This window comes from Nostoc sp. (genome assembly GCF_036917615.1).
GTDB lineage: Bacteria > Cyanobacteriota > Cyanobacteriia > Cyanobacteriales > Nostocaceae > Nostoc.
Genome location: NZ_JBALCZ010000052.1, coordinates 25,651 through 49,389 on the forward strand (window position 1 = coordinate 25,651; position 23,739 = coordinate 49,389).

General features: G+C 42.1%; 23 protein-coding genes and 1 pseudogene. 14 read left to right on the forward strand and 10 right to left on the reverse strand.

All coding sequences use genetic code 11. The features are described from left to right. Positions 1–843 carry an alpha/beta fold hydrolase gene (locus V7K85_RS17320; protein WP_334814882.1) on the forward strand — a complete coding sequence of 281 codons (843 nt, stop codon included), beginning with the start codon at positions 1–3 and terminating at the stop codon, positions 841–843. On the opposite strand, the gene V7K85_RS17325 is transcribed toward V7K85_RS17320, so the two are convergent. The 3 genes from V7K85_RS17325 to V7K85_RS17335 form a co-directional block, all read right to left on the reverse strand. Beyond that, on the reverse strand, positions 835–1,005 hold the full coding sequence (locus V7K85_RS17325) for a hypothetical protein (protein WP_334814884.1): 171 nt from the start codon (positions 1,003–1,005) through the stop codon (positions 835–837). The genes V7K85_RS17320 and V7K85_RS17325 overlap by 9 nt on opposite strands. 467 nt (positions 1,006–1,472) lie before the next feature. Further along, positions 1,473–1,775, reverse strand: a complete 303-nt coding sequence (locus V7K85_RS17330) for a hypothetical protein (protein WP_334814886.1) — start codon at positions 1,773–1,775, stop codon at positions 1,473–1,475. Between the two features lie 25 nt (positions 1,776–1,800). Next, positions 1,801–2,685, reverse strand: a complete 885-nt coding sequence (locus V7K85_RS17335; protein WP_334814888.1) for a DUF2382 domain-containing protein — start codon at positions 2,683–2,685, stop codon at positions 1,801–1,803. Between the two features lie 980 nt (positions 2,686–3,665). Here V7K85_RS17335 and V7K85_RS17340 point away from each other — a divergent pair. The 3 genes from V7K85_RS17340 to V7K85_RS17350 all read left to right on the forward strand — a co-directional run bounded on the left by V7K85_RS17340 (position 3,666) and on the right by V7K85_RS17350 (position 6,425). Continuing rightward, positions 3,666–4,121, forward strand: coding sequence for a CAAD domain-containing protein (locus V7K85_RS17340; RefSeq protein ID WP_334814890.1), 456 nt, complete (start codon positions 3,666–3,668; stop codon positions 4,119–4,121). 367 nt (positions 4,122–4,488) lie between these two features. After that, complete coding sequence (locus tag V7K85_RS17345) at positions 4,489–4,674, forward strand: hypothetical protein (protein ID WP_298906380.1); 186 nt, start codon at positions 4,489–4,491, stop codon at positions 4,672–4,674. 32 nt (positions 4,675–4,706) lie between these two features. Then, positions 4,707–6,425 (forward strand): PRC-barrel domain-containing protein, encoded by a 1,719-nt coding sequence (locus V7K85_RS17350; protein ID WP_334814892.1) that lies wholly within the window; start codon positions 4,707–4,709, stop codon positions 6,423–6,425. A gap of 381 nt (positions 6,426–6,806) precedes the next feature. On the opposite strand, the gene V7K85_RS17355 is transcribed toward V7K85_RS17350, so the two are convergent. Both V7K85_RS17355 and V7K85_RS17360 read right to left on the reverse strand, forming a co-directional pair. After that, positions 6,807–7,340, reverse strand: a complete 534-nt coding sequence (locus tag V7K85_RS17355; RefSeq protein ID WP_334814894.1) for a hypothetical protein — start codon at positions 7,338–7,340, stop codon at positions 6,807–6,809. Between the two features lie 340 nt (positions 7,341–7,680). Continuing rightward, complete coding sequence (locus V7K85_RS17360) at positions 7,681–8,520, reverse strand: pantothenate kinase (protein WP_334814896.1); 840 nt, start codon at positions 8,518–8,520, stop codon at positions 7,681–7,683. Positions 8,521–8,630: 110 nt separating this feature from the next. Here V7K85_RS17360 and V7K85_RS17365 point away from each other — a divergent pair, with 110 nt between their 5' ends. From V7K85_RS17365 to V7K85_RS17385, 5 genes are all read left to right on the forward strand, one after another. Then, complete coding sequence (locus V7K85_RS17365; protein WP_334814898.1) at positions 8,631–10,355, forward strand: diflavin flavoprotein; 1,725 nt, start codon at positions 8,631–8,633, stop codon at positions 10,353–10,355. A gap of 160 nt (positions 10,356–10,515) precedes the next feature. Next, complete coding sequence (locus V7K85_RS17370) at positions 10,516–12,255, forward strand: diflavin flavoprotein (protein WP_334814900.1); 1,740 nt, start codon at positions 10,516–10,518, stop codon at positions 12,253–12,255. A 326-nt stretch (positions 12,256–12,581) separates the two neighbouring features. Continuing rightward, a complete protein-coding gene (locus V7K85_RS17375; protein WP_334814902.1) occupies positions 12,582–12,809 on the forward strand; it encodes a hypothetical protein in 228 nt (75 codons plus the stop codon). A gap of 5 nt (positions 12,810–12,814) precedes the next feature. Further along, a complete protein-coding gene (locus V7K85_RS17380; RefSeq protein WP_334814986.1) occupies positions 12,815–13,222 on the forward strand; it encodes a type II toxin-antitoxin system VapC family toxin in 408 nt (135 codons plus the stop codon). Between the two features lie 191 nt (positions 13,223–13,413). Further along, positions 13,414–13,656: a nuclear transport factor 2 family protein gene (locus V7K85_RS17385; protein WP_334814904.1), complete on the forward strand. Its 243-nt coding sequence runs from the start codon at positions 13,414–13,416 to the stop codon at positions 13,654–13,656. A 254-nt stretch (positions 13,657–13,910) separates the two neighbouring features. On the opposite strand, the gene V7K85_RS17390 is transcribed toward V7K85_RS17385, so the two are convergent. Beyond that, positions 13,911–14,222 carry an RNA recognition motif domain-containing protein gene (locus V7K85_RS17390; RefSeq protein ID WP_334814905.1) on the reverse strand — a complete coding sequence of 104 codons (312 nt, stop codon included), beginning with the start codon at positions 14,220–14,222 and terminating at the stop codon, positions 13,911–13,913. Between the two features lie 264 nt (positions 14,223–14,486). After that, complete coding sequence (locus V7K85_RS17395) at positions 14,487–15,026, reverse strand: phycobiliprotein lyase (RefSeq protein WP_334814907.1); 540 nt, start codon at positions 15,024–15,026, stop codon at positions 14,487–14,489. 527 nt (positions 15,027–15,553) lie between these two features. On the opposite strand from V7K85_RS17395, the gene V7K85_RS17400 reads away from it, so the two are divergent. Further along, positions 15,554–15,985: a hypothetical protein gene (locus V7K85_RS17400; RefSeq protein ID WP_334814909.1), complete on the forward strand. Its 432-nt coding sequence runs from the start codon at positions 15,554–15,556 to the stop codon at positions 15,983–15,985. Then, positions 15,967–18,495: pseudogene (locus V7K85_RS17405) on the forward strand (efflux RND transporter permease subunit). Before V7K85_RS17400 ends, V7K85_RS17405 begins: the two are co-directional and overlap by 19 nt. Before the next feature lie 259 nt (positions 18,496–18,754). On the opposite strand, the gene V7K85_RS17410 reads toward V7K85_RS17405, so the two are convergent. Continuing rightward, positions 18,755–19,078: a hypothetical protein gene (locus tag V7K85_RS17410; RefSeq protein WP_334814911.1), complete on the reverse strand. Its 324-nt coding sequence runs from the start codon at positions 19,076–19,078 to the stop codon at positions 18,755–18,757. Positions 19,079–19,216: 138 nt separating this feature from the next. Next, a complete protein-coding gene (locus V7K85_RS17415; protein ID WP_334814913.1) occupies positions 19,217–19,405 on the reverse strand; it encodes a hypothetical protein in 189 nt (62 codons plus the stop codon). Positions 19,406–19,636: 231 nt separating this feature from the next. Between V7K85_RS17415 and V7K85_RS17420 the strand changes: the two genes are divergently transcribed. Then, positions 19,637–20,167, forward strand: coding sequence for a hypothetical protein (locus V7K85_RS17420; RefSeq protein ID WP_334814915.1), 531 nt, complete (start codon positions 19,637–19,639; stop codon positions 20,165–20,167). Positions 20,168–20,572: 405 nt separating this feature from the next. After that, complete coding sequence (locus tag V7K85_RS17425; RefSeq protein WP_334814917.1) at positions 20,573–21,232, forward strand: hypothetical protein; 660 nt, start codon at positions 20,573–20,575, stop codon at positions 21,230–21,232. Here the strand turns inward: V7K85_RS17425 and V7K85_RS17430 are convergent. Further along, positions 21,229–22,287 carry a glycosyltransferase family 4 protein gene (locus V7K85_RS17430; protein WP_334814919.1) on the reverse strand — a complete coding sequence of 353 codons (1,059 nt, stop codon included), beginning with the start codon at positions 22,285–22,287 and terminating at the stop codon, positions 21,229–21,231. The two genes, V7K85_RS17425 and V7K85_RS17430, sit on opposite strands and share 4 nt — an antisense overlap. A gap of 612 nt (positions 22,288–22,899) precedes the next feature. Between V7K85_RS17430 and V7K85_RS17435 the strand changes: the two genes are divergently transcribed. Then, on the forward strand, positions 22,900–23,730 hold the full coding sequence (locus tag V7K85_RS17435) for a DUF4347 domain-containing protein (protein WP_334814920.1): 831 nt from the start codon (positions 22,900–22,902) through the stop codon (positions 23,728–23,730). Positions 23,731–23,739: the final 9 nt, after the last annotated feature.

Sequence of the window (23,739 nt, forward strand, 5' to 3'; positions counted from 1 at the left end):
ATGAATACACTATTCCGTAACTCCCGGAGAAAGCTCTCTCAAGGGCTACTATTCTGGCGTGAAGTCGGTGAAAAAACTCCTATAATTTTTTTACATGGTGCTTGGAATGAGAGCAGTCAATGGTTATCTGTGATGGAGTCCCTTGCACAAGATTTCCATTGCTTCGCACCTGATTTATTAGGGTTTGGTGAATCAGAAAATCCTAATATCCACCATTCGATAGATTTACAAGTAGAGTGTTTAGCTGAGTTTTTGCAAGCTGTCAAGCTAGAAAAAGTATATTTAATAGGGCATTCTCTTGGGGGTTGGATTGCTGCTAGCTATGCTTTAAAGTATCCAGAGAAACTTGATGGTGTGGTACTGCTAGCACCAGAGGGTGTAGAAATAGCAGGACAAGAACAGCATTATCGAAAGATGCGGCGATTATTGAATTATCCACCACTAGTAGCTAAATTGTTGCGATCGCTAACTCCCTTCACTAAAATCTTAGGTTGGCATGAAAAAATTGCCCAGGACTTGCAGCTGCGTCAAGCGCTATTGCCGTATCCCATAGGTTGTCAGTTACTTTTCAAACGGCAACAAGCAGAAATTGAGGCGGAATTAGTGCAAAAGCGGCTTTACATGATAGATGTCCCGGTTTTTATTTTACAAGGTGGTCAAGATACGCCAGATGCTTTAGCTAAGAGCCGGGTTTATGCCCAACTAATGCCGAAAGCCGAGTTGAAAATGATTGCCCATGCCGGAAACGATTTACCAAAATCTTGTGCTGGGGTTGTGGCGGTTGAGATTCGGGAGTTTATTAAAGCTATCTTAAAAAGCCATAATTTAAACGAATTAAACTAGCTCATTAAGAGTTTGCTGCCAATCTGCTACACATATTCCTTCGCTCTCAAAGCGTGATATGTGTTTCAAGTTTGTTGTCACAACTATCACCTGAGCAAAACTCTTCAATTGGAGAATTGCTGGACTAGCAAAAATTACATCACCATCCAAGCAAGCTGTCATTGCTTGCCGTAGGCTTCCCCTGGTTTCGTACCCATGCCCATAATTCGGCTGCTTTTCGCATCGTTTCGAGAGTCAATGGTATAAGACAAATTTGGTTAAATAGTTGAGGTGGCCAATACTTTTTTATTTATGTTCTCTCAAGAGTTTACGTCGAAGTTAATAATCGGCTATCTCATACTAATTCTGTATGAAGATGCGCCAAACTATATGAGGAACGAACCGCATTCGCGCAGCGTCTCGTTAGAGAAGAACGCAAAGGACACAAAGAAAGAAAGAAAGAAAGAAAGAAAGAAGAAGCCAAGAAAATTTGGCGCAGCCTCACAAATAAATGGTATCAGGCATACGTATAACAGTTTTATTTTCTCGTAAAGATTTCAACCACTGCTATATTTTTGGGTCGATTTTAGGATGCGTTACTTTACTCAGGGGATGAGTGTTTAGCAATATGACTCTACTCATCTTTGTTACTATACTGACAGCCGATTCTGAGTTAAAGCTGTCTCAATCTGAGGATACGTTTCCTCATCGTATCCTGATTCCTCAGCCATCCATTCATTAACTAGTTCTATTACCTGTTCTAAGGAATCATTCTCTTTTGCTTCCGATTCAAAAAATTGGGCAACTTGATTTTGTCTTAATTCTTGTAACAGGGATCTGTACAACTCTTGCGATCGCATACAAAAAGCAAATACATTTGCTCGATCACAAAAATGCCAAAAACTCTTGAAGAGATTCCAGGCTAAGTCTGGAATCTCTGTGGTGTTTGACAAGTGATGAAGGCTAAAAGCAGCCTTCTTAAATACGGTCTTTGGGCAACTTACCAGTTTTTTCCTCAATAGTACGACCCTCAGCATCAACATCTAACTCTTCACGTCGAATAGTCTCTTCAACTTCAACGATTTCTTTGTCTACAACTTTCTGCACTCTGACTTCTTCCCGTAAAAAAGCTTCTTTGTGGATATCAGCAACTTCTTTATATAGTTCCACATGTGCTACTTCGCCCTCGCGGAAGTTAGCTATTTCAGCAGACACAACTTTGCCTGCATCTTTAGGAGTAACTCGCTCAATCACGACTCGCTCTGTTTCCACTGGAACAGAAACTCTTACAGTTTCTGTTTCAACGTGCTTGCCAATTGTCACTTCTCCAGTTTTACGGCGTTGTTTGTTGGCAACCAGCCTTTCTTCGTAGAGTTTGAAGGTTTGGTCTTCATGAGCATTGACATCATACAAATCCGCGTCGTTTGCATATGTGTAGTTGTTGCGATCATAAGTGGGAGCAGTACGGACATCTGTCGATCCTACCGCAGCTGAACTTTCTACAGACGGTGTACGATATCCTCCACGCACCCGTTCTTCATAGTCGTAATCAAGCGCTGTGTGTTCTTGATATTCAGGCAAATTTTCCGCTTGCTCTTTTGTGATACCAACGGCATATACACGGTTTGCTCTAGAGTCAATACGCGATTTCCCTACTGGTAGTAATACTTTCTTGCCAAAAATCCAAAAGCCCAAGTCAACAATTAAATAGCGAAATGCTCCTTGTTCATCTACTACAGCATCATTTACTGTGCCAATTTTCTCATCAGTTCCCTGAACATATACATCCATTCCTTTGATGTCGTTACCTTGAATAGCATCCCGGTAGTCTGTATCAAATTCACTTATTTTTTGGAGAGGCATTATTTTATTCCTTAAAAACGTACTGTTTCTTTTTTTATAATCTAGCACATTCAATTTAGATAAATTTTTTTTCCGAAGATTGAGTTAAATTATGTTGAGCTTTCACAAAAAGTAGTAATTCAATCTAGCTTTACTTACATTCTGAAGAAGTCTTATTTCAACATCTTGACTTTTGTGACTCTGATGATCAAATCAATTATAACCAAATTTTTCCTAAAGGTAGTCTGGCGGTAGTTTTCAACTGGAGATTTAACCCCACTTGAAAATAAGCCACTTAAAAAAGTAGGGGTTTAAACCTTGCTCATGACCGTCGTGGCAGTAAACTCTAGAGGGCAGTATTGGTAAACCAGGACACCTCTATTGTTAATATTTTTGTGACTAGGTTCTAGCCGGAAATATCAGGTTAAAACTTAGCCAAATTCATATATATTCAGAAGTTTAAGTTAATTAAATTTTTTAAAACCTTACATTTCAATCAAATATCCTGATATTTTTTTAGCGCTTATTGTTTGAGTTGAAACCCTGATCTCCCTCTAGAGAAAAAAACTTACTCCAAGAGATTGATGATAAAGTTATATAAAAATGCCTTAATATTATCAAAGCCCTAATAAATTAAGCGATCGCTTCAATTGATCTGATTACTTAGTAATAATTCAAGGCAATGCTACTGAGAGTAAGCGTGCGGAAGCGATTCTGAAACGGCAAGGAATTGAGGATTTCATTATTGATGATGCCTCCGCAGGTGACAAATGAGGAGTTCGTCAAACAGTGAGTAATGATCACAACAGTGAAGACCCTGCTGTGATCATTACTAGCTGCCGCCATGAAACTGTTTAACTCACTGTATAGAGTCAAAAGTTCATAGCTAAGGAAATAAAAGGCGTTAAAAATATTGTTGTTAAAGCAACTATTGCCAAAGTTGATAACAACAAAGCCTAAACTTTAAAATTGTTCTCATTGCAGAAAATTAGGAGAGAATTATGGAAACTGAATTACAGCAACAGCAATACGTCGATGCTGCCTCCCAAAACCGGATAGAAGCACTTAAAGGTTCAGAGGCTGTAAACTTGCCAATGTTACCGCCTGCCTCAGAAACTGAAGAACAATGGCAAATAATTGGTAGACAGATTTCTACATTTTTGGCACAACTACCTGAGTACATAGGTAGGTTCTACCAAGAATACAAACTACCAATTATCAGCTTTACTTTGCTTGTGATAGCGGTTACGGCACTGAGAATATTTCTAGCAGTACTGAACGCAATAAATGATATTCCATTAGTTTCTCCACTTCTACAGTTAATTGGGCTTAGTTACACAATTTGGTTTACTTTTCGCTATTTGCTCAAAGGTTCCACTCGGCAAGAATTAGCAGCAGAAATTCGTTTGGTTAAAAAACAAATTTTAGGCAGACAAGAATCACAAACTTTGAGCTAACCACAGGATAGTGGCGAATGAAAAACTTTTTTTTCGCCATATATGTATATTTGAATATTTGTGGTTAAGTAAAACTCGGCTTTTTAGTTGATCATTGTACAGATATATAGGGGTGTCCGTTAAATTAAGCTGCCCCATCACCAGCACGAGCGCTAATTAAAATTGCTCAAACCATTGCTTAGGGAAATCCAAATAATCAAATGCCCATATTATTTGTTGAATTTATTTATTTTTGAAGAAAAAACTGAGCGATGGCATATGCGGGTAGATAGAGATGTACGTCCAATTAATAATGATGTAAACAACTTTGTCTGATTTTTACAGCCAGCTTGGCGATAAAAAAACAACAATAAAGTAAGAGGAAAAAATGCCTAGACTCGTAGGACAGCGCTCTAATACTGGAGCAAACATCACCGTTCTCATCATCCTTGTCGCCATTTTTGGGGTATTCATGGAATACTTTGGTGTTATTGACATCGTTCCCGGTTTTGGCAGAGAGGGACGATATTTTCAGCTAAAAATTCAGCCAACCAACGAACAAGTCACTAAATAACCCAATCAATAATAACTGCGAGGGATAGAGAAATGCGTAAAGGTAGTGATGTGATCGATAAAGTAGTCGTCACCTCTGACAAGGGTAAGAAAATTCAGCGAATTCTAGATTTAATTTTTGATCACAAACGCAATCAACTTTTGGGTTTCCTGGTTGAAGAGAAGGGACTGTTTCGGAATGCAAAAGTCATTCCTCTACAAGAGGTGCAAGCGATCGGGTCAGATGCGATTATAGTTAAATCGAAAGAATCTGTTGTTAAGGCACATCGTGTGCCTGCAATAAAAGAGATTCTGCACCAAAATATCGTACTAAGAGGAACAAGAATTCTGACCACTGAGGGACTTTACCTTGGTGGACTGGTGGATTTGTTCTTCGATGAGCATAGTGGACTGGTGGAAGGATACGAAGTTTCTGGCGGTGTATTTGCTGATGCTTACTCGGGGCGATCGTTCGTTCCTGCTCCCGAAGCACTGACAATTGGTGACGATGTTGCCTTTGTGCCTCCAGAAACTGCTCAGATGATGGAAGAACAGGTTGGTGGTATCCGGGGAGCCGTCCAAGCAACTGAAGACAGGTTGCAAGAATCGGCTCAAACGGCTAACCGCAGGCTACAGTCAGCCAGCCAGAATGCAGGTGAGCAACTACAAAGCTCAGTAGAGAACATGAACCGCAGGCTACAGTCAGCAAGCCAGAATACAGGTGAGCAACTACAAAGCTCAGTAGAGAACGTGAACCGCAGGCTACAGTCAGCAAGCCAGAATGCAGGTGAGCAACTACAAGCCGCAACTGATGCTACCAGCAGTAAACTGCAAGAACTGAATCGAGATGCAGCTGCCTCCCTGACAAACAATTTGGTTGACCCTGCCGAGCAAAAAATATATGTGATTGGCAAACATGTCGAGCGGGATGTGCTAACTCCAGACGGTAGTGTACTGCTACTACAGGGGCAGTCAGTCACGCTAGTCGATGCAGAAGCGGCCGAGCGCATAGGTATCCTCGATGAACTCTATCGAGCCACGGGTGGCAGTCTGACTGCCAATATCAGCCGCAATTTGCAAGCAGCAACAGAATCTGCTAGCAATCGAATCGGGAGTGCAACGATGAGCAGTGCTGCTAACCTACGTCACTCCGTTAATGGGCTGGCAGCACAGGCGATGCAGCAGGCAAGAGGGCGCAGAGTCCTGCAAACAGTGCGTGCTGACGATGGCTTAATTATTGCGGCATCTGGGCAGATTGTAACTGAATCCGTCCTTGGTCGTGCCCAGACTTACGGCAAACAAGCAGAATTACTCAACGCTGCTGGTCTGGCTCTGGCAACCGCAGTTCGTTCTACCACAAGTGACACATGGTTAGAAACCAAAGTTCAACTGCGCCAGGGGGCAAGTGTCGCCCAAGCAAACCTCAACACTTTCTGGCAAGCCTTGAAACAGAAGGCAGAAATGCTACAAACACGCAGCACACGGGCGATGAGGAAGCAACGAATTGAACTTGCACTGGGTCGTCCTGTTACCCGCGTCATTCTTGATCCAGAAGACAACGTGATTCTGAATGTGGGTGAATTGATTACGCATTGCGCTGTGCGTCAGGCTGAAGAAAGTGGAGTCCTGAATATCTTACTTAGTTCGGTCTATATTAAGGAGCCAGAAATATCTGATCAAGAGCTACGTGCCCAAGAACATGGAATGGCGGCCCTGTCGCATCACGATAATGGGCGATCGCAACTTGAATCCAAATCAATCTCAGTAAACTAATGCTCGACTTTAGCACTTTAACTGAATTTTCTCACTGCATTGGGATTTCTGGCTTTTTAATTCCAGCCAACCTGTTTATTTATATTAATTAACAATACCTTTGCCAAAATAAGAGCCTACAAAAATTTTGGCAAAAACGGCAAAATGACTCATATATAAGAGTTTAGCTGACAAGCTACCTTGTCAGCTAAAACCCTTGAGACTGCTGGGAATACCTGAAAAAATGCTTGCGAGAAACCTTGAAGTAATTTTTAGGACTTATTGTTTTTGCCAAACCTTTGAGAACAGGACGTTAATATATCAACTCAGCCTCGTAAATTGGCGAAGGTATTGAATTAAATAAACGTAATGGTTAATAGAATAGCTGGGTCAAAATTTAAGTTATTGATTTTCTGCCATATCGATGCTTAGTCTATCTCCAGTTTCTGCATCCACTACCATTAAAATTTTCGATTTTTTAAATTTTTCTGAAGGTGGTGTTTTTTGATCACGGACTCGTTGTGCTACATCAATCCCGTTTGGTGCATCAATTTCAATTAACCAGACACGACGGTTAGGGTGTACTTGAGCATTTTCGACGCTATCGCCGCCAAGTTTACTTTTAAATTTGATGTAATCGGCGTAAGTTACAAGCCGTGCATTTTTGAGATTCAACCCTTGTCTTAATTGTCCAATCGCACGTTCTTTTGTAATCATCTGCAAAACGGGTTTTGCGCTGTTATCTGGATAAAGATATTCTGTCGGCGTTGTTGGTGACGGTGGCTCGGGAATAATAGGGTGCTTTAATTCAGGGGGTCTTCTCAATCCCGGAGGATTACTATTATCTGGGTTATCTACTGAATTTTGCGCTAATAATGATGTCGTTGGAATTGTGATCCCAATCGCCAAAATACCTAAAAACAAAAGCTTTTTCATCTTTTACTCTGTTGATTACAATCTATTAAGGATGTAAGAATTGAATAGCATTTGGGTTCCCATTTTGTACAGGAAACCAACCCGAATACCACCCACGGTTATTATTATCTGCGACTACAGGTGCAGTTCCAGTGTAATTCTGAAATCCTGATGCACTTACAGGATAAGACCAGATATTCTCGACAGAAGTTTCGTTTGTAAATGAATGTTGGTTATCTTGTGACTCGATACCAATATTTAACTGTTTCCCAACATTCTAATTACTTGCACCTGCGATCGTAATCAAGTAAGCTGCAACCTTGTCAACAGAGGATTGATTAACTAACGAAATTTTATGAAGCTAATCTAAACACATTCCCAAAAAAATCAAATTTGGTTCTACAATTAAAAATGCTGCAATTTCCGGATAGAGGGCTTGTAGATAGTTTAGTAATAAAGTGCGATCGCCTCCTTTAATCGCAATCTTCCCATTAGGAAATAATTGCCACCACGCTTCAAGAAAATCTTTGATTCCAGCTACTAGTGTGTAAATAACTCCACTTTGAATTGCTTCTGTAGTATTCAAGGCAAAACGTAATGGTAAAGAGGCAAACTTTTGCATTTCTACTAATGGTAATTGTCCTGTTTGTTGACCGAGAGCCGCAAATTGCAAACCTATTCCTGGCAGAATTGCACCTCCAACTAGACACTGATTCTCATCCGCAGCCGTAAAAGTCAGCGCTGTCCCAGCATCAATCAGTAACATTGGAAAACCCCACGTTTTCCCCGCACCCCACAAAGCTAAAGCGCGGTCAATTCCTAGTGTGGGATACATACCTTTGAGCGGTACTTGGTCTAAGGTAATGACCCGAATGTTGGGGTAAGTTTGCCAAATAGCAGTTTGGCTGGGAACTACGGAGGCTATGAAAAGAGGAGGGAGACGCAATGACGTGGGGAGGGAATTATTTCCGTGTCCTTCTTGTTCATCAATTCTCTGATGGGGTGAAAAAATTTTTTCTAGTAAATCATTTAGGGTTTGACATTCAGCCAACTGCTGTATAACAGACTCAGGTAGATGATCGGTATCCCAAGCTGAGGAAAGCGTCTCACCTAGAAACAATGCCCAATGCAGCCGAGAATTCCCAATTTCTAAAGCTAGCCAAACATTCTCTGTTTGTTCTGGGTGCTTATACGGTTTCACTGTTTTAACTTTTTTAAGTCAGTCATAGCTTTTTTAATAAAAATTAACATTCAAGCCGTGTAACAATAAAACTAGAGGAATAAATACTCAATTTGTCAAGGAGGGGAGTTATGGTAGCGCTCACCGAAAAAACTGAAAAACGGCTCACCATAGAGACTGTGGAAATCGCTCAAGAGACGACGGCTATTCGCTCATTAGATTGGGATCGCGATCGCTTCGATATTGAGTTTGGTCTGCAAAACGGTACTACTTATAACTCGTTTATCATCCGTGGGGAGCAGACTGCCTTAGTTGATACCTCCCACGAAAAGTTTCGTCAACTATACTTTGATACGCTTACCGGACTAATCAAGCCAACAGAGATTGATTATTTGATTATCAGCCACACTGAACCAGACCACAGCGGCTTAGTTAAAGATTTGCTGCAAATGGCTCCGGAAATTACCGTTGTCGGCTCTAGGGTGGCGATTCAGTTTCTTGAGGATTTGGTACATCAGCCATTTAAACGGCGGATTGTGAAAAATGGCGATCGCTTAGATTTGGGCAATGGTCATGAATTTGAATTCGTGATTGCTCCAAATTTACACTGGCCAGATACCATTTTCAGCTTTGACCACAAAACCAAAATTCTCTATACCTGCGATGCCTTTGGGCTGCACTATTGCTCAGATAGCACCTTTGATGAAGATTTGGCGGCTATCGAAGAAGATTTTCATTACTACTACGATTGCTTGATGGGGCCGAATGCCCGCTCAGTTCTGTCTGCCCTAAAGCGGATGGCGGAATTGAAAACCATCGATATGATTGCCACAGGACACGGCCCATTATTATCCCATAATGTTGAGGAACTAACTGGACGTTACCGCACTTGGAGCCAAACACAAACCAAGGCAGAAACAACAATTGGGATATTTTACGTTTCCGAATACGGATATAGCGATCGCCTCGCGCAAGCAATTGCCAACGGGATTGGTAAAACTGGTGTCGCCGTAGAAATTGTCGATTTGGGATCTGAAGTCGATTTCCAAGAACTGCGGGAACTAGTTAGCCGCTGTACTGGGCTAATCGTTGGTCTACCTCCGGCTTCTGGCGCTGCTAGCATCCAAGCTGCACTCAGTACAGTTTTAGGATCTGCCAAAGAAAAGCAAGCCATAGGCGTGTTTGAAACTGGCGGTGGCGATGATGAGCCGATAGATCCTTTGGTGAGTAAATTCCGGAATTTGGGTTTGACAACGGTTTTTCCAGCGATTCGGATTAAACAAACACCCACAGAAAATACCTACAAGCTGTGTGAAGAAGCGGGTACAGACTTAGGGCAATGGGTAACACGCGATCGCAGCATCAAAGCCATGAAATCCCTCGGTGCAGACTTAGATAAAGCACTCGGTAGACTCAGCGGCGGACTATATATTATTACTGCCAAAAAAGGCGATGTTTCCAGTGCCATGCTAGCCTCATGGGTTAGTCAAGCCAGCTTCAAACCTTTGGGATTCTCCATTGCAGTCGCCAAAGATCGGGCAATTGAATCACTCATGCAAGTAGGCGATCGCTTTGTTCTCAACATCTTAGAAGAAGGCAATTTCCAACCACTAATGAAGCACTTTTTGAAGCGGTTCGCCCCTGGCGCAGATCGCTTTGAAGGTGTAAGAACCCAGCCAGCCGAAAATGGTGCCCCCATCCTCAACGACGCCCTTGCCTACATGGAGTGCGAAGTTGTCAGTAGAATGGATTGTGGCGACCATTGGGCAGTATACAGCACCGTCTACGCCGGACGGGTTTCTAAGCCAGATGCTTTGACTGCTGTGCATCACCGTAAAGTCGGAAACCACTATTAATTTTGGATTTTGGATTTTGGATTTTAGATTAATAATCCAAAATCCATAAACATTCAATAAAGCATTTGTGTAGTATGTCCCTCCCTACTTAATATCCAGAATTTGGATGTTTAATTAACAATCCAAAATCTAAAATCTAAAATCTAAAATTATTTCAGCCATGTCAACAAATAAACCCCGTGACGTTCAAGTTTATCCAATAGCTACAGATACAAGAATACTGCGATCGCGCAGTTGGTCTAGGCTCAGATTTGAAATTGAATATGCTCTTGCTAAGGGTACAACTGCTAATTCTTATTTAATAGAAAGCGATAAAACTGCCATAATCGATCCTCCAGGGGAAACCTTTACGCAAATTTATTTAGAAGCATTGCAGCAGCGTTTCCATGTCGAAGAGTTAGATTATGTAATTTTGGGACACGTAAATCCTAACCGGGCTGCGACTTTAAAAGCTTTACTAGAAATTGCCCCGCAAATCACTTTTGTTTGTTCTAATCCAGGGGCGAAAAATTTACGTGGGGCACTGGAAAATCCAGATTTGCAAATTCTTGTGATGCGGGGCGAAGAAACTCTGGATTTAGGTAACGGGCATAATTTACAATTTATTCCCACCCCCAATCCCCGCTATGCAGATCAACTTTGCACCTACGACCCGCAAACTGAAGTTTTGTACACAGATAAGTTATTTGGGGCGCATGTTTGCGGAGATCAGGTATTTGATGAAGGCTGGGAAGTATATAACGAAGATCGGCGCTATTATTTTGATTGCCTCATGGCTCCCCACGCCCGTCAAGTTGAAACAGCGCTGGATAAACTTGTCGATTTTCCCGTGAGAATGTATGCCACTGGGCACGGGCCTTTGGTACGCTATGGCCTAATCGAACTGACCAAAGCTTATCGGGAATGGAGTCAACAGCAAACATCTGCTGACTTGACAGTAGCGTTGATTTATGCATCAGCTTACGGGAATACAGCCACATTAGCCCAAGCGATCGCTCGTGGGATCACAAAAGCTGGCGTTGCCGTAGAATCGATTAACTGCGAATTTACTGAACCAGAAGAAATCCGGGCTGCTGTAGAAAAAGCCGGTGGTTTTATCATCGGTTCTCCTACCCTCGGCGGTCATGCACCCACACCCGTGCAAACAGCTTTAGGAATTGTGCTATCCACGGCTACTAACAATAAACTCGCTGGTGTTTTTGGTTCCTTTGGCTGGAGTGGGGAAGCGGTTGATTTAATCGAAGGTAAATTGAAAGATGCTGGCTATCGGTTTGGTTTTGATCCGATCCGCGTAAAATTCAAACCCAACGATGCTACCTTACAATTGTGTGAAGAAGCTGGAACCGATTTTGCTCAAGCACTGAAGAAAGCTAGAAAAGTGCGTTCTGCGTTTCGCAGCAGCGCTTCGCTATCGCCAAGGCAACCTGCAACAAGTGTAGAACAAGCAGTTGGTCGGATTGTCGGTTCTCTTTGTGTTCTCACAGCAAAAGAAGGCGATCGCTCCAGTGCCATGTTAGCCTCTTGGGTGTCTCAGGCTAGCTTTAGTCCCCCTGGTTTAACCATAGCCGTCGCCAAAGAACGCGCAGTAGAAACACTGACACACTCAGGCAATAAATTTGTCCTCAATATTCTTAAAGAAGGGAATCACTTGGGGTTTATGAAGCATTTCCTCAAACCTTTTGGCCCAGGACAAGACCGATTTGCCGATGTCGCCGCCCAAGAAGCTGAAAACGGTTCTCCCATACTTACAAATGCCTTAGCATATCTCGAATGTTCCGTACAAAATCGGATGGAATCTGGCGACCACTGGCTGGTTTATGCGACTGTTGAGAGTGGCAAATTGCTAGATAATGATGGCGTTACAGCCGTCCATCATCGCAAGTCTGCAACTCATTATTAATCAATCATGGCCAATTTTCGACCCCAGCCGATTTTTGCTAGTACAATTGTTCCCCTCCTTGCTTGCGGGGAGGGGTTTGGGGTGGATTGCTTTAATTTTGGGCATACTTGCTAGGGATCAGATTATGTCTGATAGCGAATCTTGTTGAATGTATGAAATAAAAATATACCAATATTAGTATATTTTATAATAAAATTATGAAACTTATAAAAAACCATGTAATTAACAATACTCCGGACAAAATCAGGCAGCGATAACGCCATAAAAACGGAGCGCTTGGTAATATGTAACTAAATTGCATAAAAAATAAGTTAGAAATCATTGCCATGACGTTACGTGAACTTGAAGATCAAGCACTGAGATTATCTGCCGAGGATCGTTGGCAGTTAATCAATACATTAATGCGATCGCTCCAACCAAAACTCCAGCCAACGTCAAAGCCGAAGGGTTTAGCTGCGAGTTTAATCGGCATTGCGAAGACTGACAGCCTGCCACCTACAGATGAAGAAGTGAAAACCATGCTAGATGAGCGGTTGGTGCAAAAGTATCTGTAATACGAATTTTATTTGATACAAACATTTTGCTGGATGCTTTGCTAGCGCGTGAACCTTTTGTGGCGGATGCTGCTTTTTTGTTAGAGACGATTGAATCGGGGCAAGTTGAAGGGTTTATGTCGGCAACAACGGTTACGGATGTGCATTATTTGGTTGGACGCCAAACCAAGAGTGCTGAAGTTGCGATTGCCGCAGTGACTCGATTGTTGGCACTGATGGAAATTTGTGCAGTGGATCGCGAGGTGCTGGAACAGGCGATCGCATTGGCGTTAAGTGATTTTGAAGATGCGGTGCAGGTAGCATCGGCGATTAAGTTGGGCTTAGAGGCGATCGTTACTCGTGATGTAGATGGATTCACAGGTTCACCGATTTCAGTACTCTCACCTAAAGATATAAGAAATCGGTTGATGTAACAGAATTACTGAAAAGTTCCGGGGGAGTGTAAAAAACTACCACCACTGACACCAGACTTTATAATTGAACTCAGGTTCCAGAGTGATCGCTTGATGCTGCTTAAAAGTAGTCAAGAAAGTAGGGTAGGTAATGAATACCCATCTTTTTTGCGTAGGGTAGTATAAAGTTAGTTTCGGAAAAGCTATTAAGCATGACGGCATCAAGTGGAAAAGCAGACGAATTAGAGGAATCCTTTCTCCATAAGTTTGAAGAGTGTTTGCTTCAACCGGATGTACGAAAGTCAGCTAAAGATATCATAGACTTACTTGCTGACGAGTTCATTGAGTTCGTCATCTCAGGATGTGTTTTTGATAAACAGCAAATTATCAACAGCTTGCAGAATGAACCCATCGAACCCCTGACTCAAAAAGTTTTGGCAACAGGGTTGTTTTAGTAACCTATCGTATAGTCAGACATAGTGGATCTGGCGAACAGCCTGTTCATTCGCTGCGAAGTTCCACCTGGCAATTGAACAATGATCGATGGAAAATGATCTTTGATCAGGGGACTCTGGTTAGAGAATCATAGATGCGGTATAATAAGCAACTTTCCGAAATTATTCATAGTTCAAGTTTTGTATAGAAAAGGCTCAAGCATTGCTGCTTAAGCCTTTTCTAAATTCAATTAAGTTACTTTAGTAAACTTGGTTTAGTAGCGGTTGTTACGGAAGTTGCCGCCGCCGCCACCACGGTTACCACCAAAGGAACCACCTCTGTCTTCTCTGGGCTTGGCCTTATTTACTTTCAGGTCACGACCCAACCATTCAGCACCATCAAGAGCTTCAATGGCTTTTGTTTCTTCATCTTCTGAACCCATTTCCACAAAAGCAAAGCCGCGTAAACGGCCTGTTTCACGATCAGTGGGTAGCTGAACACGCTTTACAGAACCATATTCTGCAAAAACAGCACTCAGCGCATCTTGCGTAACTTCATAGGAGAGGTTACCTACGTAAATTGACATGGAATGTCTCCAAAATCATAAGTTTGTAGAGATTTAGATTTCGGAGAGAAGTCTGTAATACCAAAAGGGAAAAGCCTGTCAATACTAAAAACAAACACTGTCGCCGAATTAATTCTCATTTCACATCCCATGATGACATAGCAACTAACTTTCTGGGGAAAAGTTTAAAAAACTGTTATAAAAAGTTATGTTACCAGTTGATAGCTAGGTGCTGGCTAGTCTGAAAACGGGTGAGGCTGTAGCCAGCTGCACCCATCCGATAAACTAATCCACTCTTTTTTCTAAATATTGACCAATCATCAACTGCTCACCGGCACGAGAGATAATAGTTTGTCTAGTGCGGTATTTCCTGCCAATTAACTTTAACTCTTCCTCAAACATTGAACCATTGTATTCAGTTCGTAAAAACAGTGTTTTCGGGTTAGAGAAATAATACTGAGCGGTGACTGGTTTGGATATGGCAAAACCGCGATCGCGATACAAAATGTTTCCCATCACCCCAAATATCGTTGAACCTTGCGACTCTTTCCTTGCTTTGGGCACATCCGTACTTTCCCATGTAACTGCTGCACCACAGATCAAACTGACTGGATCAGGCAAATCGTGCATCTGAGCTAGCTTTTGCAATTGATCACAGCCCTGCTCTAGAAAATTGATCGTAACTATACTCTCCATCTCCTTGGTTTCTCCCTGAGGTAGGGTGTAATAGCGTCGTTGCGATCGCCACTTCCCCACTGATTCCTGGAAAAATTCCGAAATTTGGGATTCGTCAGCAGTTTGTGCAATTTTTAGCAATGATGTCACTCGTAACTTTCCTCACCTAATATTTGGTAGCTGTAGTAGATATCGGCTTTTTCTTTGCTGTATATGCAATTGCTTAATCGAAATATTACAGCGTCAAAAAAAGCAACTTATCTTTACTATTCTTAATATATCGTTTCAAGGGTAAAAATTACTAGGCATTTTGCTATAGTTAGGTTTTGCTATGTAAGCAGAAGTATAGTTATTTGATACTACCCATTTTAGAAGTAGGGGCGTGAAAGTCCGATATATTCAAGAAACGCTACTCTTCTACTAAGGGCAGATTGCAAGAAATTTAAAAGTATTTATACTAAATTAATAATTGCATCGGCAGCTAAAAAATTGCCTACTCGATGTAATGAGTTAAAGTTGTGAGAATTTTTCGTGATAAAAAGTAGTTTTTGATACATAATTCTGCAAGAAGATAGTTAATTGATTCTCGCCGCTTTTCATTGGTCATAATGTCTCAAAATTACTTGGTAATGCACGGCTGTTTAACCCCAAAAGCTCCCCAAATAGGAGAAAAATAAATGATTTTGGACAGAAATAAGCCGCAAAAGCAGGCGAAAATCTCACCTTTCGCAGCCGCTAACCAGGTAATTAATGTCCTGTTAGATTCAGTTGTGAAGACTGATGTGGCTGTCGCAGATGTCAAGAGTAGTGTTCACACAAAGGTGTCTTCCCCTTTTGCACCCATATTATTGATTCCGTGTTTGCTGGGCATAGGACTGCTGATGGCGAATTGCGGATCATTGCCCAAGGAATCGGCTGATGCAGAATCTCAAAGTCCTGGTAGTGGACAACGTGGTAGTGGTGCAACGGCTGTAGATGTGGCGATCGCTCGAACTGACTTGCTGCAAAAACAACCAGAATATACAGGTAATACAACACCCTTTAGGATTGTATCAGTGCGATCGCTATCCGCCAACACATTGGTACACTCATGCTCACCGTGGCAGTAATTGTCATTGGGGTATTTTTTCTCACAACCATCCAAGTCGATCTCCTACCCTCAATTACCTATCCACGAATTGGCATCCGACTAGAAGCCCCTGGTATTTCACCAGAAGTAGCAGTAGATGAAATCACTAGACCTCTGGAAGAAGCTTTATCGGCAACCGAGAATGTAGTGCAAGTTTTTTCCCGTACCCGTGAAGGACAGGTAAGCCTCGATTTATACTTCCAACCAGGGGGCGATATTGACCAAGCCCTAAACGATGCTACTGCTGCTTTTAACCGAGGCCGAGGACAACTGCCAGATACGATAGAGGAGCCGCGCTTATTTAAAGTCGATCCCTCCCAATTGCCGGTTTATGAATTGGCGCTGACATCTGCTTCTCTGCCAGGTAAAGATTTACGCGTATTTGCTGATGAAGATTTAACGCGTGAACTCAGTGTCGTGCCGGGAGTCGCTTCAGTTGATGTATCTGGTGGTGCTGAAGAAGAAGTACGAGTACTTGTTGACTTGAACCGATTGCAAGCTTTGGGTGTGGGGTTAAATGATGTATTAAATGAATTAACAGCCCGTAACCAAGACACTTCTGGTGGCCGGATTCTGGGGCAAAATTCTTTATTGACAGTGCGATCGCTGCTTCCCAAGAAGTAGAATCTGCTTTAGTTGCTGTTACAGGTGCCAACTTAGTTTCTGTAGTGCCATTTCTCTTAATTGGCGGCTTTATTGCCCTGCTCTTTAATGAACTGATTCTGACAATTAGCTTCGCAGTAGCAGCATCCCTAGTCGTCGCGATTACAATAGTGCCGATGCTGTCTTCTCGACTCTTGGGAATTCCCTGGTCTAGTCGAATCAGCGAATTTTGGCTGCTTAGACAGTTTAATCACCGATTTGAAGATGCTACGCTCTTATACGGTAACTTCTTAACCAAGATTTTACGCTATCGGCTCCTCGTAGTTACCGCTGCTTTGGTAATTTTAGGCGGTAGCAGCTTTTTTATGTTTGGTCAAATTCCCCAAGAAATTTTACCCCGGATCAGTACTGGTCAAGCTAACTTGAGAGCGCAGTTTCCTCCCGGTACACCTTTAGCAACTTCTCAGAAAGTTATGCAAATTGTCGATGACATTTTGCTCAAACAACCAGAAACCGAGTCTGCTTTCACAACTGTGGGTGGTTCTTTGTTTGGTAGCAATACTACAGAGAATCCTTTACGTGCCAGTAGCACTATCAATCTAAAACCAGGCACAGATGTTGAAGCTTTCGTCAAAAAAGTAACTCAGGAATTTAACAAACTCAATTTAGCAGGAATTCTACTGCGCCTCAATCCTGGTCAGGTGCGGGGTTTAATTTTGAGTAATTCTCCAGTGCAAGGGTCAGACGTTGACGTGATTCTGCAAGGTGAGAATGAAGAAAACTTAACGCAAGCAGGCGCACAAGTGCTGCAAGCATTGCAGGAAAGGGCAAAATTAGCGACATTCCGACCAGATGCAGACCCCCGACAACCGGAAATCCAAATTCGCCCTGACTGGGAAAGGGTTTCGGCTTTAGGGTTGAGCGCTGAACAAATTGGTGCAACAGTTCAAACAGCAATTGAAGGTTCAGTTCCTACGCAAATTCAACGCGGTAATCGTTTAGTTGATGTGCGGGTGCAGCTAAATAAAGAAGCGATTGCGCGTCCTTCCCAGTTAGAGCAATTACCGTTATTTACAGAAAACAATCACCTAATCCGCCTCTCAGATGTTGCAAACATTCAAGAAGGTCAAGCGCCTGGTGAGGTGCAAAGGATTAATCAGCGCCAAGCTTTTATTGTGGCAGGTAATCTCAGCGAGGGAGCTAGTCTTGGTGAAGCGATCGCAGAAGTCAACGAGGTACTTAAGGATGTAGACTTACCTGATGGCGTTTCAATTGTGCCTAGTTCTGCCCAAGAAACTAATCAGCAACTTCAGGATGCTTTAAAAACTTTGGGGGCGTTGGCAACGTTCTTAATCTTTGTAGTCATGGCGGTGCAATACAATTCGCTGATTGACCCATTGGTAATTATGTTCACCGTACCACTGGCGTTAGCTGGGGGAATTTTTGGACTTTACATTACCCAAACTGCAATTGGCGCAACTGTAATTGTTGGCGTTGTGCTGTTGGTGGGAATTGTGGTGAACGCAGGGATTCTAATGGTAGAACTAGCAAACCAAATTCGGGATGAAGAAGGTTGTACTCGCCAAATTGCGATCATGAAAGCTGCTCCTCAACGCTTGCGCCCAATTATCATGACTACAGTCACCACTATCTTAGGACTGTTTCCCTTGGCATTGGGCATTGGCGAAGGTTCGGAGTTTTTGCAGCCTTTAGGAATTGTAGTTTTCTTTGGGATGGCGATGTCTACGACGGGCTACGCCTACGCAACAATGCTGACATTATTGTATCATCCCCTGTTTTTATATCCTGCTGCACGATTTGCTAGGTGGGAATTGGGCGAAGCCAGTGTTAAGCCGATTGCGTGGATTTACGAAAAAATTTATCTGAATTCCTGATCAGGATTAACGCAAAAACAGTGTACAGAATTTATCGAATTACCCAAAACAAAAACCTCACCCTGTCCTGACAGACATCCCTCTCCTTACTAAGGAGAGGGACAGGTTTTGCGTAGCAGAACCAGGGTGAGGTTTCTTTGGGCTATTCGATAAACTGTGTTGTATACACCGTATTCGGGGAAATGGAGGAACAGCTTATTTAAACAATACCAAGCCATTTATTTGCTGTAAAGTAAAGCGGCGTTGCATCATTAACTAGCTGATGTCTCGTCTATAATCTTCTTAAATCTCTCAATCACATCCTTTCGGATCAACTTAAAATCTGAATTTTCTATTTTATTTTCAGCTTGGTCTGTGCCATCAATATTGAATTTGCCGTAATAAACCCCTACAGGAAAATACAATGGACTACCATTCAAACCTTTCTTAAGGAAAAGAATGTATTTCGCATTTTTGACTAGCGGTTGGTAATCGTCAAGTACCTGAAGGGAGCTTTTAGCGGTGATTCTGTCTGCAACTATAGCTGCTTGTTGTCCGATCAATAGCGTGTCAGAATATGACGCACCTTTCAGCACACCTTGTACTTTAAATTTAGTTTGGGAGATCGCTTCAGTAACGTAACCCCCAAAATCACGTTGAATTAAGGGTGTACTTTCTGTGATCGATTGCGTTGGTTTTCCAATAGCGATAATATCGGATTTTGCAATTAAATCCTATACATCTTTTGGTACAATAATACTCCCCTCTGTTCTTGTAACTGTCAAACCCTTAATCATTTTAGTACTTGCAGATACTTTCTCGGTACTTTGTGCGAAGGATTTGGTTGTATTGTTTGCAGTAACTAGACCAGCACCAAAGACAGCGATCGCTGCAATAGTTGTAAAATAAATTCTCTTTTTCATTAGTTCCCCCATTTCGCTTTCAAATTCGCTTTATCATATGCCTGTACACCTAAACCAGAGGGCCCTAGCGTCATAACCGTAGCAGAACCATTACTGACGTTTATTTGCTTATACATAGAATTGTCCGGAGTGGATACTACCGCAGTAGCCCACACCCACCCAAAACTGACAACTACTTCCAGTTAAGATCATCGACTGCTGAAATTAGTAGGCTATCTGGAGAAATTTATTATGCTACAGTCATTTATCCGCAGCCCTTTTAATCCTTTTGCCACGTTAACGATTTGTATCTTGTCCGCAGTCACTATTCCGAACTTTGTGAATCTGCACAAAGCTGAAGCTGAATCCATAACGGATTGTCGCAAATTTGTTACAGGCACATACCTCACGACAAACTCTGGTAACTTCGGTTCATTTCGTGGGATAACAACGTTCACTCAAGATGGCAACTTTGTCTCCACTGCCTCAGTCCAAAGTAATGTTCCCCCTTTTCAACCTTTTGGTAATATACAGGGCAGTTGGAAGTGTACCTCCGACAGAGAGATTACTGCCACCGGACTCGACTTTAATTACCCAACAGCGACATTACCCGGCAAAATTACCAGAACCGATTATCGTGCGACATTTGATCCGAAAGCTGGGATAGTGCAAGGAACAGTAACACTGAGGTTGTTCTCACTAAACGCAAATCCGCTTAAAGATAATGTCCCGCTAGAGGAGACGTTCACTTTCACAGGGCAACGTATAAACCCTCCACAGTAACCCCACTTTAGTAATAAATGCCGCAGCAGACACTTATCAAGACAACAAAGGATAGCTAATCATTTCATGGTTAGCATTTTAACGACAAATTAAATTTTGTCAGCATACTTGCACACTGAGAATCTGAATCAGATTTTTAAAATACACATATTGCCAAATCTGTCAACATATAACTTCTAACTTAGATTTTTTATAAAGATTGCGTGAAATTACTAGTTATGGTGATAAAGCATTACAATAATTGCTTTATAAATCAACCTATGAGTAGATATAAACTCAGTGAGCAGGCACACATTAACCACTATTTATCTAGCAGGTAGATAGCACTTTAAAAGTGAGTTTTTCCTGTTTGATTTAACCCAGACGGTATAGCATTCTCTCAATCAATATAAAGAGGACAGAAATATGACTACAATAGCAACCAAAATAACCTTGTCTGTTCTAGGAGCAGCAGGAATTAGTTTTTTGTTTTTGGCACCAGCGAGAGCCGTCATTTTCGTAGAACCGATTGTGACGAGTAAAAATCAAGATATACTCAACACGAAAAAGCCAAGAACCCTTACAGACTATCAACCAGGGCAAGTAATAGAATATGGTGTCCCAGATGTAGCTAATAACTTTCTCAATGCGACTGGGTACGATATAAATAGCTTGGTGTTTGATTTAAAAACGCTGTCCTATAGTAATCCGAATTCCACTCCACCACTTGATAATGAACTAGTGCAGTGGGGAGATGTTAATGGAGATGGCAAGATTGGTTACTCTAATAACCCTAATCTAAAGGATATTTTTACAGACATTACCATCGGTGGTAGTACTATCACTTTTAGTGGTGGCGTAATCCCAAACGGAAGCCTATTTTACAATCCATTCGCTACCTTGCCCAATCTAGCGCCAGGTACTGGAATCATTCCATCAGTGCCACCAGAGAAAGCGGATAAAGATGGTCCTATCAGAGTAGCTGGTTATTTTACCGCTATTCCTGAATCAACTAGCGTTTTGAGTGTACTGGTCTTTGGTGCTTTAGGTATAGCTTTAAAACTAAAGCGATCGCTACCCTGTTAATCTGTAACTAACTCACGATATACTACCAATGTTTCCTGATGGACGCGGGCAACAGTTAGCCACTCTAGGTTTTGATTTGCCCGCTGTTTCCACTTATGCAGCATATCGGCATTACTCAGTAATTGTACTAAAACCCCAGCTAAAACATTACTATCTTTTGGTGGTACTAAAAGACCTGCCTGCCCATTGTCCAAAGCTTCAGGAATCCCATCTACTTGAGTGCCAATAATTGCAGTTCCAGCTTCTCTAGCCTCCGAAAGTACCAGAGGGCAAGGGTCACGATGGGAAGCCAACACAAATATGTCACAAGATATGAGATAGCGTTGAGGTTCCGGTTGGAAGCCTTCAAAATGAATGCGTTTTTTTACAGAAGTTGCTTGTGCCTGTGCCTCAAATAGCTGTTTATCAGGGCCATTTCCGATCAAATAAAGATGTGCTTGGGGAAAATCTGAGGCAATTTGTTCAAAGGCAGCGATTAACTCAGTAATTCCTTTGCGTTGATACATTCCGGCTACGGTAGCGATCGCTGGACGCTGTAATGGTAAAGGTTGATAATCTTGTATTTGTCGGGTGCGGGGACTGCCCAAAGTTCCATTGCATACCACCCGTAACTTGTTTTCTAGGATACCGCGCCTTGCCATAGAATCTCGTACAGCTTTGCTGACGGCAATTACCCTGTCAGCTAAACCCATCAGCAGGCTAGCACGCTGAAATTCGTTGTGGACTGTGGAAACTAAAGCATACTTGTGCCCTTTAAAAATGCGTGCTAGTATGACTCCTGTCATCATATGTGCATGAACAATATCCGGCTGAAATTCTGCTGCGATCGCCCGGTAACGTACAGCTGCTTTGATAATACTTATCGGTTTCCTGGTTTGATCTAGTTGGTAGTGTTTGACGCCACAAATATTTAGTAATTTCTCATATTCACCACCAGCAGAAATAACCGCTACCTCATAACCAGATTTTGCCTGTAAACAAGCCAGGTCTACAGCCACATTTACAATACCATTACCTATTTCTTGAACGTGGTTCAAAATATGTATAATTCGCATAATCTTTCAGATATGTATAAGAAATCAAGATAAGTAACTGTGTGTAAATCAACATAATTATTGAGGTCTTCAGCGACAAATCAAAAGTAGTCAGTAGTGCGTAACAATGACCACTTGCTACTGACCAAGAGCGCTTCTAACCAGTTACTTAGCTTAAAGACTTATTCAGTAACGGCTCGATAAATCGGGGTAAAACTCCAAAATTTTGAAGACCAAATCTGCTACTTGAGCCGCTACAGGTTTATTTCCGATTCCCCAATAGCTACGACCAGCATCAGCCAATACCCTAGCATCGGACTCTACAAATATGGATACGATTCAACACAGCGAGTGCCAAAGCCTTTTTGAGTTCCGAGTCATCTTAGGTTGAAGCAAGCTATGCTTACCATCTTCTGAAGGAACTGAGTGGCACTAAGAGGAACTTTAGCAATTTAGTCAAATTACATACTTTTCTGGCTTTACAAAAACCGCAACTTAGGTGACGATAAGAAAGAAGGAAATTAATAGTAATAAATAATTCATTATAACTGTTAAAAATTGTGTGAAAACCCGGTTATGACAAAGCTTCAGTCAGTTTTAGATCAACTCATAACCTTAGTTTAAAGTAACAAAATGGCAATTTTACACACTCCACCCTTCCAATTAAATTCCATAATTACCACCTCATATACGCATAGCCTCGTCTTCATCGACACGGCAGTTGAAGACTATCAGAATTTAGTTAACGGTATTATCCCCGACACCGAAGTATTCGTTATTGACTCTACACAGAACGGTGTTGAGCAAATTACGGAGATTTTGGCAACTCGTGCTGACCAGAATCTTAGCAGCATTCACATAGTTTGCCACGGTGCCCCCGGTAGCTTGCAACTGGGCAACACTCACTTGGGACTCGATACCCTCGAATACCATAGCCAGGAACTGCAACAATGGCAGAAGATATTTTCCGCCTCGTCAAAAACCGATAAATCATTGGTGACATCCGCTACAAAATCTGTAGCCAACTTACTCATCTATGGTTGCAATGTAGCTTCCGGTGATGTGGGGGCAGAATTTCTTGCCAAACTGCGCCAACTCACAGGAGCAAATATTGCTGCTTCGCGTCAGCGGATAGGTAATGCAGCATTAGGCGGTAACTGGGAGTTAGAAGTCCACACCGCTGATATGGAAGTAAATCTTGCGTTTGCAGAAACGACGCGAGAAGCTTACCCAGGAGTACTAGCAACGTTCACGGTGAATAATACTGGAGACACAGATGATGGTAATGCGAACAACGGCATCACTACTCTACGGGAAGCAATTAACTTAGCCAATGCTACTGCTGGGGATGATACCATTACCTTTGGGGGAGTGTTCAACGATACAACACAAGATATCATTACCCTCACCTCTGGGCAACTGACGATTACCTATGATGTCACCATCTTGGGTACGGGGGCATAGAACCTCACC